Origin of the sequence: Pseudomonas fluorescens, from assembly GCF_018614775.1 — a bacterium.
Lineage (GTDB): Bacteria > Pseudomonadota > Gammaproteobacteria > Pseudomonadales > Pseudomonadaceae > Aquipseudomonas > Aquipseudomonas fluorescens_BY.
This window is the reverse complement of the sequence record NZ_JAGGOF010000072.1, coordinates 33,907-49,042: the sequence shown is the minus strand read 5'-3', so window position 1 is coordinate 49,042 and position 15,136 is coordinate 33,907. Positions and strand designations below refer to the sequence as shown.

General features: G+C 61.6%; 12 protein-coding genes and 1 pseudogene. 8 read left to right on the top strand and 5 right to left on the bottom strand.

Annotated features, from left to right (window positions below; all coding sequences use genetic code 11):
* Nucleotides 1–138: 138 nt before the first annotated feature.
* The 6 genes from J7E36_RS18670 to J7E36_RS18645 all read left to right on the top strand — a co-directional run bounded on the left by J7E36_RS18670 (nucleotide 139) and on the right by J7E36_RS18645 (nucleotide 7,130).
* Nucleotides 139–1,071 (top strand): carbohydrate ABC transporter permease, encoded by a 933-nt coding sequence (locus J7E36_RS18670; RefSeq protein WP_215006002.1) that lies wholly within the window; start codon nucleotides 139–141, stop codon nucleotides 1,069–1,071.
* Nucleotides 1,072–1,078: 7 nt separating this feature from the next.
* Nucleotides 1,079–1,909, top strand: a complete 831-nt coding sequence (locus tag J7E36_RS18665; RefSeq protein ID WP_215006000.1) for a carbohydrate ABC transporter permease — start codon at nucleotides 1,079–1,081, stop codon at nucleotides 1,907–1,909.
* A gap of 40 nt (nucleotides 1,910–1,949) precedes the next feature.
* Nucleotides 1,950–3,053, top strand: a complete 1,104-nt coding sequence (locus J7E36_RS18660) for an ABC transporter ATP-binding protein (RefSeq protein WP_215005997.1) — start codon at nucleotides 1,950–1,952, stop codon at nucleotides 3,051–3,053.
* A 15-nt stretch (nucleotides 3,054–3,068) separates the two neighbouring features.
* Nucleotides 3,069–4,544, top strand: coding sequence for a mannitol dehydrogenase family protein (locus tag J7E36_RS18655; protein WP_215005994.1), 1,476 nt, complete (start codon nucleotides 3,069–3,071; stop codon nucleotides 4,542–4,544).
* A gap of 141 nt (nucleotides 4,545–4,685) precedes the next feature.
* The gene (gene xylB / locus J7E36_RS18650; protein WP_215005992.1) at nucleotides 4,686–6,173 is read left to right on the top strand and encodes a xylulokinase; all 1,488 of its coding nucleotides are present in this window, start codon (nucleotides 4,686–4,688) and stop codon (nucleotides 6,171–6,173) included.
* A 12-nt stretch (nucleotides 6,174–6,185) separates the two neighbouring features.
* Nucleotides 6,186–7,130 carry a carbohydrate kinase family protein gene (locus tag J7E36_RS18645; protein WP_215005989.1) on the top strand — a complete coding sequence of 315 codons (945 nt, stop codon included), beginning with the start codon at nucleotides 6,186–6,188 and terminating at the stop codon, nucleotides 7,128–7,130.
* A gap of 138 nt (nucleotides 7,131–7,268) precedes the next feature.
* Here J7E36_RS18645 and J7E36_RS18640 read toward each other — a convergent pair whose 3' ends face one another.
* The 4 genes and pseudogenes from J7E36_RS18640 to J7E36_RS18625 all read right to left on the bottom strand — a co-directional run bounded on the left by J7E36_RS18640 (nucleotide 7,269) and on the right by J7E36_RS18625 (nucleotide 10,870).
* Nucleotides 7,269–7,550, bottom strand: a complete 282-nt coding sequence (locus J7E36_RS18640; protein WP_215005986.1) for a DUF1652 domain-containing protein — start codon at nucleotides 7,548–7,550, stop codon at nucleotides 7,269–7,271.
* A gap of 380 nt (nucleotides 7,551–7,930) precedes the next feature.
* Nucleotides 7,931–8,939 (bottom strand): annotated as a pseudogene (gene ilvA, locus J7E36_RS18635) (threonine ammonia-lyase, biosynthetic).
* 393 nt (nucleotides 8,940–9,332) lie between these two features.
* A complete protein-coding gene (locus J7E36_RS18630) occupies nucleotides 9,333–10,481 on the bottom strand; it encodes a PQQ-dependent sugar dehydrogenase (RefSeq protein WP_215005983.1) in 1,149 nt (382 codons plus the stop codon).
* A 47-nt stretch (nucleotides 10,482–10,528) separates the two neighbouring features.
* A complete protein-coding gene (locus tag J7E36_RS18625) occupies nucleotides 10,529–10,870 on the bottom strand; it encodes a hypothetical protein (protein WP_215005979.1) in 342 nt (113 codons plus the stop codon).
* A 214-nt stretch (nucleotides 10,871–11,084) separates the two neighbouring features.
* Here J7E36_RS18625 and J7E36_RS18620 point away from each other — a divergent pair, with 214 nt between their 5' ends.
* Both J7E36_RS18620 and ligD read left to right on the top strand, forming a co-directional pair.
* Nucleotides 11,085–11,972, top strand: coding sequence for a Ku protein (locus J7E36_RS18620; RefSeq protein ID WP_215005976.1), 888 nt, complete (start codon nucleotides 11,085–11,087; stop codon nucleotides 11,970–11,972).
* A gap of 33 nt (nucleotides 11,973–12,005) precedes the next feature.
* Complete coding sequence (ligD, locus tag J7E36_RS18615; RefSeq protein WP_215005973.1) at nucleotides 12,006–13,976, top strand: DNA ligase D; 1,971 nt, start codon at nucleotides 12,006–12,008, stop codon at nucleotides 13,974–13,976.
* 37 nt (nucleotides 13,977–14,013) lie between these two features.
* Here the strand turns inward: ligD and lpxO are convergent, their stop codons facing one another.
* The gene (gene lpxO / locus J7E36_RS18610) at nucleotides 14,014–14,913 is read right to left on the bottom strand and encodes a lipid A hydroxylase LpxO (protein ID WP_215005970.1); all 900 of its coding nucleotides are present in this window, start codon (nucleotides 14,911–14,913) and stop codon (nucleotides 14,014–14,016) included.
* Nucleotides 14,914–15,136 lie beyond the last annotated feature (223 nt).

Sequence of the window (15,136 nt, the reverse complement as noted above, 5' to 3'; positions counted from 1 at the left end):
CGATAGCGCTGCATCAGCCGACAACAGTGTCGAAGGTGCCGGCCTCATCGCGAGCAGGCTCGCTCCCACAGGGGAATGTCAACCAGCAGAGGACCTCCCAGTGGATCTTCATCAGCCTGCACAAATCGGTTCAATGCCATGAATACTTCAACGACTACCGCCAAGGCACCCATCGGGATTGCCCCACCGGCGCGCAAGATCCGCCTGGCGAATCCCGGCTGGTTCCTGGTCAGCCCATCGGTGGCCCTGTTGCTGCTGTGGATGATCGTGCCGCTGGGCATGACCGTCTATTTCTCGATGATCCGCTACAACCTGCTCTACCCCGGCGAAAACCAATTCGTCGGGCTGGAGAACTTCAGCTATTTCCTCACCGATTCGGGCTTCATGCCCGGCGCTACCAATACCTTGTTGCTGGTGGGCAGTGTGCTGCTGATCAGCATCGTGCTCGGGGTATTGATCAGCGCGCTGCTGGAGGCCAGTGAGTTTTTTGGTCGCGGCGTCGTGCGAGTCCTGCTGATCTCGCCGTTCTTCATCATGCCCACCGTCGGTGCGCTGATCTGGAAGAACCTGATTTTCCACCCGGTCTCGGGGATCCTCGCGGCGGTGTGGAAACTCTTCGGCGCGCAGCCGGTGGACTGGCTGGCCCACTATCCACTGCTGTCGATCATCATCATCGTGAGTTGGCAGTGGCTGCCCTTCGCGATCCTGATCCTGATGACCGCCATGCAGTCGCTGGACCAGGAACAGAAAGAAGCCGCGCGCCTGGACGGTGCCGGCCCGATCGCGATTTTCTGGCACCTGACCCTGCCGCACCTGGCCCGCCCGATTGCCGTGGTGTTGATGATCGAGACGATTTTCCTGCTGTCGGTGTTCGCCGAGATCTTCACCACCACCAACGGTGGCCCCGGCTATGCCTCGACCAACCTCGCCTACCTGATCTACAACCAGGCGCTGGTGCAGTTCGACGTCGGCATGGCGTCGGCCGGTGGGCTGATCGCCGTGGTCATCGCCAACATCGCCGCCATCATCCTGGTACGGATGATTGGCAAAAACCTCACCGACAAGAACTGAGGCCGCCATGACACTTCAACAATCCCGCCGCCTGCAAAGCCTGTTGCTGGGCACGCTGGCCTGGGCCATCGCGATCCTGATCTTCTTCCCGATCTTCTGGATGGTGCTGACCAGCTTCAAGACCGAAATCGACGCGTTCGCCACGCCGCCGCAGTTCATCTTCGCGCCGACGCTGGAGAATTACCTGCACATCAACGAGCGCAGCAATTACTTCAGCTTTGCCTGGAACTCGGTGGTGATTTCTTTCAGCGCGACTGCCTTGTGCCTGCTGATCGCGGTGCCGGCGGCCTACTCCATGGCGTTCTATGAAACCCAGCGCACCAAAGGCACGCTGCTGTGGATGCTCTCCACCAAGATGCTGCCACCGGTGGGCGTGCTGATGCCGATCTACCTGCTGGCCAAGAGTTTCGGCCTGCTGGACACGCGTATCGCGCTGATCGTCATCTACACGCTGATCAACCTGCCGATCGTGGTCTGGATGATTTACACCTACTTCAAGGACATTCCCCGCGACATCCTCGAAGCCGCACGCCTGGACGGCGCCACGCTGTGGCAGGAAATGGTCCGCGTGCTGCTGCCGATTGCCAAGGGCGGCCTGGCCTCCACCGTGTTGCTGTCGCTGATCCTGTGCTGGAACGAGGCTTTCTGGTCGCTGAACCTCACATCGTCCAAAGCCGCGCCCCTGACAGCACTGATCGCCTCCTACTCCAGCCCCGAAGGGTTGTTCTGGGCCAAATTGTCCGCCGTCTCGACCCTGGCCTGCGCACCCATCCTGATTTTCGGCTGGATCAGCCAGAAACAGCTGGTGCGCGGTTTGTCCTTCGGCGCCGTGAAGTAACGCGCCCTACACCCTCATTTTGACGTGGAGGCCCATCATCATGGCCAACCTGAAAATCAAGAATCTGCAAAAAGGTTTCGAAGGCTTTTCCATCATCAAAGGCATCGACCTTGAAGTGAATGATCGCGAATTCGTGGTCTTCGTCGGCCCGTCGGGCTGCGGCAAATCCACCCTGCTGCGGCTGATCGCGGGCCTGGAAGAAGTCAGCGATGGCACCATCGAACTGGACGGGCGCGACATCACCGAAGTCAGCCCGGCCAAGCGCGACCTGGCGATGGTGTTCCAGACCTACGCCCTCTACCCGCACATGAGCGTGCGCAAGAACATGTCCTTCGCCCTGGACCTGGCCGGCGTGCCCAAGGCCGAGGTCGAGAAAAAGGTCAACGAAGCCGCGCGTATCCTCGAACTGGGACCGATGCTCGAACGCAAGCCCAAGCAACTGTCCGGCGGCCAGCGTCAACGTGTGGCGATTGGCCGGGCCATCGTGCGCAACCCGAAAATCTTCCTGTTCGACGAGCCCCTGTCAAACCTCGACGCCGCCCTGCGGGTGCAGATGCGCCTGGAGCTGGCCCGGCTGCACAAGGAACTGCAAGCGACCATGATTTATGTGACCCACGACCAGGTCGAAGCCATGACCCTGGCCGACAAGGTGGTGGTGCTCAACGGCGGGCGCATCGAGCAGGTTGGCTCGCCGCTGGAGCTTTATCACCAGCCGGCCAACCTGTTTGTCGCCGGGTTCCTCGGCACGCCGAAAATGGGTTTTCTCAAAGGCAAGGTCACCGGGCTGGACAGCCAGGGCAGTGAGGTCCTGCTGGACGCCGGCACTCGTATCCGCCTGCCACTGAGCGGCACTGGCTTGAACATCGGCGGCGAAGTCACCCTGGGGATTCGCCCGGAGCACCTGAACCTGGCTCAACCGGGAGACTGCACCCTGCAGGTCACTGCCGATGTCAGCGAGCGACTGGGCAGCGATACCTTCTGCCACGTTGTCACGGCGTCTGGCGAAGCCCTGACCATGCGGGTTCGCGGCGACCTGGCGAGCCGTTTCGGCGAGCAACTGAACCTGCACCTGGACGCTGAACACTGCCACTTATTCAATGCCGATGGCGTGGCGGTCACCCGTGCGCTGCGCGCTGCCGCCTGATTGCCGAGAACTGTGATGAAACTCAACCGACAGAACCAGCATAACCTCAACCCGGGGATCGCCCTGCCCGCCTACCCCTTGAGCGACATTCGCCAGGGCATCGTCCATATCGGCGTCGGCGGTTTTCACCGGGCCCACCAGGCGTATTACACCGATGCGCTGATGAACACCGGTACCGACCTCGATTGGGCCATATGTGGCGTCGGCCTGCGTGCCGAAGACCGCCGCGCCCGGGACGACCTCGCCGGCCAGGATTACCTGTTTACCCTGTATGAGCTGGGCGACACCGACGACACCGAAGTCCGGGTGATTGGCGCCATCCACGACATGTTGCTGGCCGAGGACGGCGCCCAGGCATTGATCGACAAACTGGCCGATCCGCAGATTCGCATCGTCTCGCTGACCATCACCGAAGGCGGCTACTGCATCGACGACAGCAACGGCGAGTTCATGGCCCACCTGCCGCAGATCCAGCACGACCTGGCCCATCCCGACGCGCCGAAAACCGTGTTCGGTTTCCTCTGCGCGGCCCTCGCCAAACGTCGCGCTGCCGGCACCCCGGCGTTCACCCTGATGTCCTGCGATAACCTGCCCCACAACGGCGCGGTGACCCGCAAGGCGTTGCTGGCCTTCGCTGCGTTGCGTGACGCCGAGCTGGGCCAGTGGATCGACCACAACGTCAGTTTCCCCAATGCCATGGTCGATCGCATCACACCGATGACCAGCGTCGCCCATCGTCTGCAATTGCACGACGACCACGGCATCGATGACGCTTGGCCGGTGGTCTGCGAACCGTTCGTCCAATGGGTGCTGGAAGACAAGTTCGTCAACGGACGCCCGGCCTGGGAAAACGTCGGCGTGCAGTTCACCGATGACGTGACGCCCTATGAAGAGATGAAAATCAAGCTGCTCAATGGCAGCCACCTGGCCTTGACCTACCTGGGGTTCCTCAAGGGCTATCGCTTCGTCCACGAGACCATGAACGATCCGCTCTTCGTGCGCTATATGCGCGCTTACATGGACCTGGACGTCACGCCGCAACTGGCGCCGGTGCCGGGCATTGACCTGACCGACTACAAGAACACCCTGGTGGAGCGCTTTTCCAACCAGGCAATTGCCGACCAGTTGGAACGGGTGTGTTCGGACGGCTCGTCGAAGTTTCCGAAATTCACCGTACCGACCATCAACCGCCTGATCGCCGACGGCAGCGAAATCCGGCGCGCGGCGCTGGTGGTGGCGGCCTGGGCCGTGTACCTGAAGGGAGTGGATGAGAACGGCGTGACCTATTCCATCCCGGACCCACGGGCGGCGTTCTGCCAGGCGCTGGTGGCGGACGATGCACTGGTGACCCAGCGGCTGCTGGAGGTGGAAGAAATCTTTGGCGCGACCATCCCCCGCTCGCCTGAGTTCGTGGCAGCATTCGAATGGTGCTGCAACAGCTTGCGCGAACATGGGGTGACGCGCACGCTTGAGCGGGTGCTGGAAAATTAGGGCGGTTTTTCCTTGATCGTCCCCACGCTCTGCGTGGGAATGCAACCTGGGACGCTCCGCGTCCCAAACAGCCGAACGCGGAGCGTCCGTTTAGGCATCCCCACGCAGAGCGTGGGAACGATCTGTCACGCGAGGATTTCCATGGCAAACCAACAACTGTTCCTGGGCATCGACTGCGGCACCCAAGGCACCAAGGCGCTGATCCTGGACGCAGCCAGTGGTCAGGTCCTGGGCCTGGGCGCTGCGGCCCACTCCATGATCAGCGGCCCCAACGGCTGCCGCGAACAAGACACGGGGGAATGGCTTGAAGCCTTCGCCCAGGCGACCCGCCAGGCACTGGCCAACGCCGGGGTCGACGGCCAGGCCATTCTCGGCATCGGCGTTTCCGGCCAGCAACACGGCCTGGTGCTGCTCGATGACCAAGGCCAGGTCCTGCGACCGGCCAAACTCTGGTGCGACACCGAAACCACCCCGGAGAACGACCGGCTGCTGGCACACCTGGGCGGTGAAAGCGGCTCCCTCGAGCGCCTGGGCGTGGTCATCGCCCCGGGCTACACCGTCTCCAAACTGCTATGGACCCGCGAACGGCACCCCCAGGTGTTCAACCGCATCGCCAGCGTCCTGTTGCCCCACGACTTTCTCAACCATTGGCTCACCGGCCGCCACTGCACCGAATACGGCGACGCCTCGGGCACCGGCTACTTCAACGTGCGCACCCGCCAATGGGATGAGCAACTGCTGGAACACATCGACCCCAGCGGTCGTTTGCAATCGGCACTGCCGGCGCTGATCGAGGCCCATCAACCGGTCGGGCGGATCCTGCCGGCCATCGCCGCGCACCTGGGCATCAACCCCGACGCCGTGGTCGCCAGCGGCGGAGGCGACAACATGATGGGCGCCATCGGCACTGGCAATATCCAGCCCGGCGTGATCACCATGAGCCTCGGCTCTTCCGGCACCGTATACGCCTATGCCGCCGAGCCGGCGGTCAGTCCACAGCCGTCTGTGGCGACCTTCTGCTCTTCCAGCGGTGGCTGGCTGCCGCTCATCTGCACCATGAACCTGACCAACGCCACCGGCGCCATCCGGGAACTGCTGGCCCTGGACATCGACGCCTTCAACACCCTGGTAACCCAGGCCCCGATCGGTGCCGAGGGCGTATGCATGTTGCCGTTTCTCAACGGCGAACGGGTGCCCGCCCTGCCCCATGCCACCGGCAGCCTGCTGGGCCTGACGACCACCAACCTGACCCGGGCCAATCTGTGCCGAGCGGTGGTCGAAGGCACGACCTTCGGCTTGCGCTACGGGCTGGACCTGCTGCGCGCCAACGGGCTGCAAGCCCAGAGCATTCGCCTGATCGGCGGCGGCTCGAAGAGCCCGGCATGGCGGCAGATCGTTGCCGATATCATGGACACCACGGTGGTCTGCACCGAACAAAGCGAGGCGGCCGCCCTGGGCGCGGCGATCCAGGCGGCATGGTGCCATTCAGGCGCCCAGGACGGTCTGGCTGAACTGTGCGAGCGTTGCGTCAAGCTCGACCCGACCAGCGAAACCCGGCCAGTCGCCGGACATGTCGCGGCGTCCCAGCAGGCTTACGAACGCTATCGACAACACGTCGCAACCCTTTGAGAGCGGGTAACTATGTATCTGGTGTGTGGTGAAGCGCTGTTTGATTTTTTCAGTGGGGCCGAGGCGGATACCCCTGCCTCGCAGGTGAACTACAAGGCAATTGCCGGCGGCTCGCCGTTCAATGTCGCCGTGGGGCTGCGGCGCCTGGGGGTCGAGTCGGCGCTGTTCGCCGGGCTGTCCACCGATTACCTCGGTCGACGCTTGCACCAGGTCTTGTTGAATGAAGGCGTCAGTGCCCGATATTTGCTGGAAGTCGACGCGCCGACGACCCTGGCAATGGTTGCAGTAGGGGCCAATGGTTCGCCCCATTACAGCTTTCGCGGTGAAGGCTGCGCGGACCGGCAATTACGCCTTGAACATCTGCCGGCACTGGGGCCGGAGGTGCGCGGCCTGCATCTGGGCTCGTTCTCCCTGGTGGTCCAACCCATTGGCGACACGCTCCTGGCACTCGTGCAACGGGAAAGCGGCCGGCGCCTGATCAGCCTGGACCCCAACGTCCGACTCAATCCCCAACCGGATATCGAACTGTGGCGCTCGCGGATCGAAACGCTGGTGGAATACGCGGACCTGATCAAGGTCAGTGACGAAGACCTGAGCCTGCTCTACCCCGATCGTGATCCCCAGCGGGTCATCGACGGATGGCTGCAACACCGTTGCCAGCTGGTTTTCCTGACCCGTGGCGGCCAGGGGGCAACGGTATTCAGCCGCCAGCACGGTTCCTCGTCGCTACCGGCATGTCCGGTGAAAATGGCGGACACGGTGGGCGCTGGCGATACATTCCAGGCTGCGTTGATCGCCTGGCTGACAGAACGGCAGCTGGACTCTGTCGAAGGCCTGCACACCCTGGCGCGGGAACAGATCGACGCCATGCTCGAATTCGCCATACGCGCAGCGGCCCTCACCTGCGGCAAGACTGGGCCGGATTTGCCGTATCGCCAGCAGTTGAAGGATGTCTGATACCGTCAGCTGGCGAATGCCTGCATTAACGGGGGCCTGAACGCCGCCAACACTGGAGCACTGGAGCGCTGGAGCACTGGGCGCCTGGTTCGGCTATTGACCGGACCAGGCGTCAGGATGACCGCGACCAGGCCGCCGTTAGCGCCCGGTCATCCGGTGCTGATGAAAATGGTTGCCCGTGTGCTGGCGGTGATTGTGATCGAGCTCGGTTCGCAACTCGGCGATCAGGTCGTTGATGGCCCGGCAACCGGTGAGTTTCTTGGCGTCGATATCGGATTTGATCAAGGCCACGCGATCGGTTTCGTGATCGTCATAAATCTTGACTGTCATCGTCAGATCGGGTGACAAGGTGCATTGCGAACGCTTGGGCAGCAAGCTGCTTTCAATGATGTTGCGCATTTCGAGGGCAGATAAAAACATGGCGACTCTCTCCTGTTGAGGCGGCCAATTTATGTTTACGACGGCGGTATTTTCGTCCGTTTTCTTCCCTGCGGACTGGGACTACGAATGCCGTGCCGTTCGTTCGTTTTTTGGCGGTTTGATCGATGAGTCCTTCAAGTGGCCTCCTGATCTATACCGCAAAAAATATGCCTGCAATGACGACAGGTAAGAATCATATAAATCAATACCTTAGCCCCGTCGCGCGGCGCATCGCCCGTGCAGAATGCAAGGAAGCGGCGCTTTTCTCATGCAAACTGCAACTGCTTCAATCCTGTCGAAAGCCAGAGTAGTCCCAATTGCCACTACACGGGTGGGCATCCGTCGCCTGGTTTAAAAAAAGTGTGACGTAGCGTAAAAACTCAAACGGCAGCTGCCCCGGCGCGTTCCGCCACATGGCCCAAACTGTCGAAATTGATGTTGGCACCCGAATCGATCGCCACCAGGGTCTCGCCTCGCGCACCGGTGCGCGCCACGTAATGCTTGATGCCCGCCACCGCCAGGGCCCCCGATGGTTCGGTGATGGAGCGGGTGTCGTCATAGATGTCCTTGATCGCGGCGCACAATTGGTCATTGCTCACGGTGATGACCTCATCCACGCAGAAGCGGCAGATCTCGAAGCCATGCGCGCCGATCTGCGCCACGGCGACGCCATCGGCGAAGGTGCCCACCTCGGGCAAGGTCACCCGCTCCCCAGCAGTCAACGCGGCCTGGAGACAGGCGGAGTGCTCAGACTCGACACCGATGATGAGCACCTCGGGGCGCAGGTACTTGACATAGGCCGCCACCCCGGCGATCAACCCACCACCCCCCACCGGGACAAAGATCGCATCCAGCCGGCCCTGATGCTGGCGCAAGATTTCCATGGCAACGGTGCCCTGGCCGGCGATCACCTCCGGATCATCAAACGGCGAGATGTACGCTCGACCGGTCTGCCGGGCCAGGTCCAGCGCGTGCGCCAGGGCAAACGGAAAGCTCTCCCCATGCAGCACCGCCTCCCCCCCCCCGGCTGCGCACACCCAACACTTTCAATTGCGGCGTGCTGAGGGGCATCACGACACAGGCCGAAATACCCAGCTCCCGTGCCGCCAGCGCCACGCCCTGGGCATGATTGCCCGCCGAGGCGGTGATGACGCCGCGGGCGCGTTGTTCCGGGGTCAGTTGCACGAGTTTGTTGTACGCGCCGCGGATCTTGAACGAGAACGTCGGTTGCAAGTCCTCGCGCTTGAGCAGGATCCGGTTGCCTAAGGTTTCAGACAGCGCCGGAGCCGCTTGCAGGGGCGTGCACACCGCCAGCTCGTACACTGGCGCGGCGAGGATTTTCTTGACGTAGTGCTCAAGCAGGGTTTGCTGGTCGGGGGTGGCGGTCATGGCGGTCTCCTGGTTTGAACGGAGCCCGGGAGACAGAAAGAAAAAACCCGCCTCCAGGGCGGGTTGGGTGCAGCCGTCAGCTAGCCCGCCAAATAAGGAATGGCGGTAATAATGCTTGGCTGGCTGCGCAGTACGGTAAAAGTCATGCCTGGAAATTAGCCGGGCGTTGATGGCGAGTCAATGGCAAAGTGTTTTCATCAAAGCCAGGCTTGCTCTCGACAACAAGCGCAATCCCCCTGTGGGAGCGAGCCTGCTCGCGATGGCGGTATTAGCTTCAGCATTATCATTGGCTGACAGTCCGCCATCGCGAGCAGGCTCGCTCCCACAGGAGTTTCGGTGAACCGGAATATTGTGCCTACCATACATCCCCAAGGGGGCAGGTTGACTCAACGGTTATTTGAGCCCGACTTTATAGAGCGAGCCACTGCCCTCGTCTGTCAGCACATACAGGTAACCATCCGGACCCTGGCGCACGTCGCGGACTCGCTCCCCGAGCTCACCCAGCAGACGCTCTTCGTGCACCACCTTGTCGCCCTCGAATTGCAGGCGGATCAACTCCTTGGCGGCCAGTGCTCCGATGAACACGTCACGCTGCCAGGCCTTGAATCGATCGTTGTCGTAGAACGCCATGCCGCTGAGCCCCGGTGACACCTGCCAGACATGTAGGGGGTCCAGGACGCCTTCGACCGTCTGGCCCTGGGCTTCGGGAATCGGTGCGCCAGAATAGTTGATGCCATGGGTCGCCAGCGGCCAGCCATAATTCCGGCCGCGCTCGATGACGTTCAGTTCATCGCCGCCCTTGGGCCCATGCTCGTTCTCCCACAGCGTGCCATTCCAGGGGTTGAGGGCTGCGCCCTGGGGATTGCGCATGCCGTAGGACCATATCTCGGGGCGCACGTTTTTCTGGCCGACGAAGGGGTTGTCGTCGGGCACCTTGCCGTCGGGGTAAATGCGCACAATCTTGCCTTGCAATTTGTCCAGGTCCTGGGCGGTAGGCCGATCGTTGTTTTCCCCCAGAGTAATGAATAAGTAGCCATCCCGATCGAACACCAGGCGCGATCCAAAATGATTGCCCGTCGACAGTTTGGGTTGTTGGCGGAAGATCACGTTGAAATTCTTCAGGCTCTTCAAGTCCTCGGACAACTGTCCCCGGCCCACGGCGGTACCGGCCTTGCCGTCAGCGCCGGCCTCGGCAAAGGACAAGTAGACGGTGCGGTCCTGCCGGAAGTCCGGCGACAGCACCACGTCGAGCAGGCCACCCTGCCCCTTGGCCCACACCTCGGGCACACCGCTCAACGGCTCGGACAGTTGACCTTCGGGGCTTACTACCCGCAGGTTACCCGGTCGCTCCGTGACCAGCGTGCCTTGCTGGCCCGGCAGGAACGCGATGGACCAAGGGTGCTCCAGGCCCTTCACCAGCGTGGTGACTTCCAGGGTTCCCTCCTCGCTCTTGAATTGCTGGGTTTGCGCGGCGAGGACCGGCATAGCGAGGGTCAGGACAGCGCTGGCGCAACCAGCCGCCAGGAGTATTTTGCGCAACATGCACACTTCCTTCTGTGGTGTGGAAAAAAGACAGCCAGGCTCAGCACCTAGCGATTGCTGTCGTGGGTACCTCTTCGCGGTGTCGGGGCTTCAAGGGTGGGCCGCGGCGAACCCGCCGGCTGGCCGGAACGCGGGTAACCATTGCCGATCCCGCCGTTTTCAAGGGTGGGTGGGCGTGGAACCGGCACCGTCGGGTAGTTGCGGATCATCGGCACGTTGGGCCGCGTGCCCTGCATGCTGTTGGGATTGGCCCGCCGTGTCGGGCTGTCATAGGGATTATTGTTGCCCGGCAGATTCTGGGCCATGAGCACAGGGCTGGAGCTCGGCGGAGTTGCCTGAGCAGCTGCTGCAATCAATAGCGCCGCGATAGCAAGCATGAGCCTGTTCATTTCGCATACCTCTTGGATTCAGGCATATCGAAAGCACGCTACGCTGCAGGTTCGCCGTTGTTAAGCGAAATATCCCGGCAAAGATGTAACCGGGCGTCTCCAGGACGTGGCTCCCAGTGCAATCTCGGCGGCAGCCAGCCAGCGCGCAGCGGAAACTTTTCCAGAGGCCCGACGGTCACCAGAGAGACACCCACCGACAAGGAAAACCACCACCATGGCTCGGGCAATCTGGAAAGGCGCAATCAGTTTCGGACTGGTCCACATTCCTGTGGCGCTGGTCTCGGCGACCTCTTCCCAAGGCGTTGATTTCGACTGGCTGGACAAGCGCAGCATGGACCCGGTGGGCTATAAGCGGGTCAACAAGGTCACCGGCAAGGAAGTGACCAAGGAGGACATCGTCAAGGGTGTCCAATACCAGAAGGGCCAGTATGTCCTGCTTAACGAAGAGGAAATCCGTTCCGCCCATCCCAAATCCACCCAGACCATCGACATATTTTCCTTTGTCGACAGCGAAAAGATTCCGCTGCAGAACATCGACACACCCTATTTCCTCGCGCCCGACAAACGCGGCGGCAAAGTCTATGCCCTGCTGCGTGAAACCCTGATCAAGACCAACAAGGTGGCCCTGGCCCACGTCGTGCTGCACACCCGACAGCACCTGGCCGCGCTGATGCCGCTGGAGTCGGCACTGGTGCTGGTGATGCTGCGCTGGCCAGCAGAGGTGCGCGAACTGGATATCCTCGAACTGGGCGACGAGGTCGTCAAACCGAACCTGGTCAAAGGCGAGCTGGACATGGCCAAGCGTCTGGTTGAAGACATGAGTGCCGACTGGACGCCTGAGGAATACCGCGACAGCTTCCAGGACAAGATCATGGAATTGGTGGAGAAGAAAGCCAACGAGGGCCGACTCGAGGCGGTCGAGACCGACCCCGGCGAAGAACAGCGCAAAAGCGCCGACGTCATCGACCTCACCGAACTGCTCAAGCGCAGCCTGGGCGGCAAGGGCAAGGCGCCGGACAAACCCACGAAAAGCCCTGCGAAATCTGCGAAAACCAGCAAGACCGCGCCCATAAAAAAAGCCACGAAGGCTTCCCGGGGCTAAGCTCCGGTCGTCAGCAATACAAGGGAATCCGTCATGGTCAAGGCCGAGCGTGAATCTACCCGTGTGTCCGATACCCATCGGGACAAAACAACTGCCCGCACCACCGCGCAAGCGGACCATCACCTGCTCCCCGAACGGCTGTTGCCGCAATTGGCGACGCCGGTCGAGCAACCGCCCACGGGCGAATGGCGCTATGAAGTCAAGTTCAACGGTTATCGGTTGCTGACCCGCATCGAAAACGGTGAGGTCCGCCTGCTCAGTGGCACTCATGAGAATTGGACCGAGCGACTCAAGTTGCACGCCGACGCCCTGGCCGAACTGAAGCTGGGGGACAGCTGGCTGGACGGCGACCTGGTGCTGCTGGACGATAACGGTCAATCGAACATTGCGGCCTTGCGTGACGCCCTTGCGATCGGTCGCACCGTGGACCTGGTGTACGTGCTGTTTGACGCCCCCTTTCTCAATGGCGTGGACCTTCGGCAAAGCCCCGTGGAAGAGCGACGCGCGGCGCTGAAAAAAGCCCTGCGCCACAACGCCGGCAAGCGTCTGCGGTTTTCCGAGGACTTTTCCGCCAGCGAAGACGAAATCCTCGAAAGCGCCAGCGCCCTGTCGCTCGACAGAGTCATCGGCAAGCGCCAGGGCAGCCCTTATGTCTCGCGGCGCAGCAGCGACTGGGTCAATCTGAAGTGCCGATTGCGCCAAGCCTTCGTGATCGTCGGTTTTACCCGGGTACCAGACGAGCGCAACGGCTTCGGCGCGCTGCTGCTGGCGGTCAATGATCCTGCAGGACTGGTGTATGCCGGCCGAGTCAGCACCGGGCTCACCCAGGTGCAGCAAAAACAGCTGCGGGACGTATTTCAGGAACGCGAGGCTTCACCTCTGGTCAAGCCGCTCAACCCTACACAGGCACGCGGCGTGCACTGGGTCGAACCTGTCCAGGTCTGTGAAATCGAGTTCAGCGAATGGACCGGCAACGGTCTGGTGCACCGTCCGGCATTCATCGAGTTGATGGCCGACATGCCAGCGGCCAAGAGTGTCCGCGAACATCCGTTGCCGCAAAAAACCAGGACGCCTGGCGCCAAGCGCGGCAGCAAGAAAGCCGCGGTGGAGGTGGCTGGCATCAACATCAGCCACCCAGAGCGGGTCATTGACAGCCTCAGCGGCGTGCAAAAAGCCGAACTGGCCCAGTACTACGCGGATATCGCGCCGTGGATCCTGCCCCACCTGAAACAACGGCCCGTCGCGTTGCTGCGCGCGCCGGACGGCATCGGCGAGGAACAGTTTTTCCAGAAACACGCCGATCGCCTGGAGATTCCCCACATCACGCAACTGGATCCGGGACTGGATCCAGGCCATGCCGCGTTGATGGAAATCGACAGCGTCCAGGCATTGGTCAGCGCGACACAAATGGGCGCCGTTGAACTGCACACCTGGACCGCCACCCATGAGCGGATCGAAACGCCTGATCTGTTTGTCCTGGACCTGGACCCTGACCCGTCGCTGCCCTGGAGCGCCATGCTCGAGGCGACGCGCCTGACCTTGTCGGTGCTCGATGAACTGGGGCTACAGGGATTCCTGAAGACCAGCGGCGGCAAGGGCATGCACGTCATCGTGCCGCTGGCGCGCAGTGAGGGTTGGGACACCACCAAGGCGTTCGCCAAGGCCATCTCCCAGTTTCTGGCCCGGCAAGTGCCGCAACGGATGACCGCGATCATGGGGCCGAAGAATCGCGTCGGGAAAATATTCGTCGATTACCTGCGCAACGCCCGTGGCGCCAGTACGGTGACGGCCTACTCGGTACGGGCGCGCCCCGGCCTGCCAGTCTCGGTGCCGATTGCCCGCGCCGAGCTGGACGGCCTGCGCAATGCCCAGCAATGGGACATCCATACGGTTCTGGTGCGGGTCAAAGGCTTGGGCGCCGATCCATGGGAGGGCTACAGTCATCGCCAGCGTATCACCGCCAGGATGTGGGAACAGTTGGGCGTGCAGAAACCCGTAGGATAACCAGAGGCCGTAGCCAGGGAGCAAGCCCCCTCGCCGCTCAGATCCAGACAACAACCGCCAGCACCCCCCCGAAAAACGCCCATTTCTGCAGGTAATACAGCGTGCGGTTGCGCTTCTTCAGCGCTTTACCTTGCAGCCGTATCTTGTAGAGCCTGGTGAACGCCCGGTTCAAGCCACCCGTCTTGTCCCCGGCGTCATTGGGCGCCCCGGCCGCCGCCATCACAGTGCGGCTGAACCAGCGGTTGAACGCGGTCGCCCAACGAAATTTCAGCGGTCGCTCCACGTCGCAAAACAGAATGATGCGGTTATGGGGCGTGGTGTTCTCGGCGTAATGAATGAACGTCTCGTCGAACACCACCGCCTCGCCATCGCGCCAATGGTAATGCTCGCCATCCACATTGATGTAGCAGCCGGCATCGTTCGGTGTTTCCAGCCCCAGGTGATAGCGATAGGAGCCGGCATACGGGTCGCGGTGCCTGACCAGCTTCGAACCCGGCGGCAACTCGGCAAACATCGCCGCCTTGATCGAGCCGATGCCCTGCAACAGCTCGGTGGTGCGCGGGCACAGCTTCATCGCCGAAGGATGACTGTCGCCATACCACTTGAGGTAGAAACGCTTCCAGCCGGTCTTGAAGAACGAGTTGAAGCCCACGTCATCGTACTGATTGGAGCGCTTGATCTCCCCCATCTTCAGCAGTTGCTGGCCTTCAGCGCGTATCTCTTGCCAATGGGTCTGCAACGGGCTCAGGTCCGGAAAATCCGCAGGGTTCAGGAACGGTCGGTTGGGCAGCTTCGAGCACAGGTAAAGCAGGCAATTGATCGGTGCGAGAAAAGATGAATGATCACTCAACTGGCGCCCGGGTTTATGCCGTATACGCCCCCGCCGATGCACATAGCCAATGGACAGCAGGTAGATTGCAGCAACAATGAGTTTCACAGGAATCTGTCACACATCAGGAGTGAACAAAACTGCTCCCGTCCAGCCTGGCAGGTGAGGGAGAAGACGCCGGGTGTGATGGCATTCTAGCCAGAGTGTGTAACCGAAAGTTATCCTTCAGTTGTGAAAAATTGTCATGTCCGGGCAATACCCTATCGTTAATGCGGCCAGACCAGTACAATCGCCGCCAAACTTCAGCGCCCCCCTTTTGGCCGATACCGCA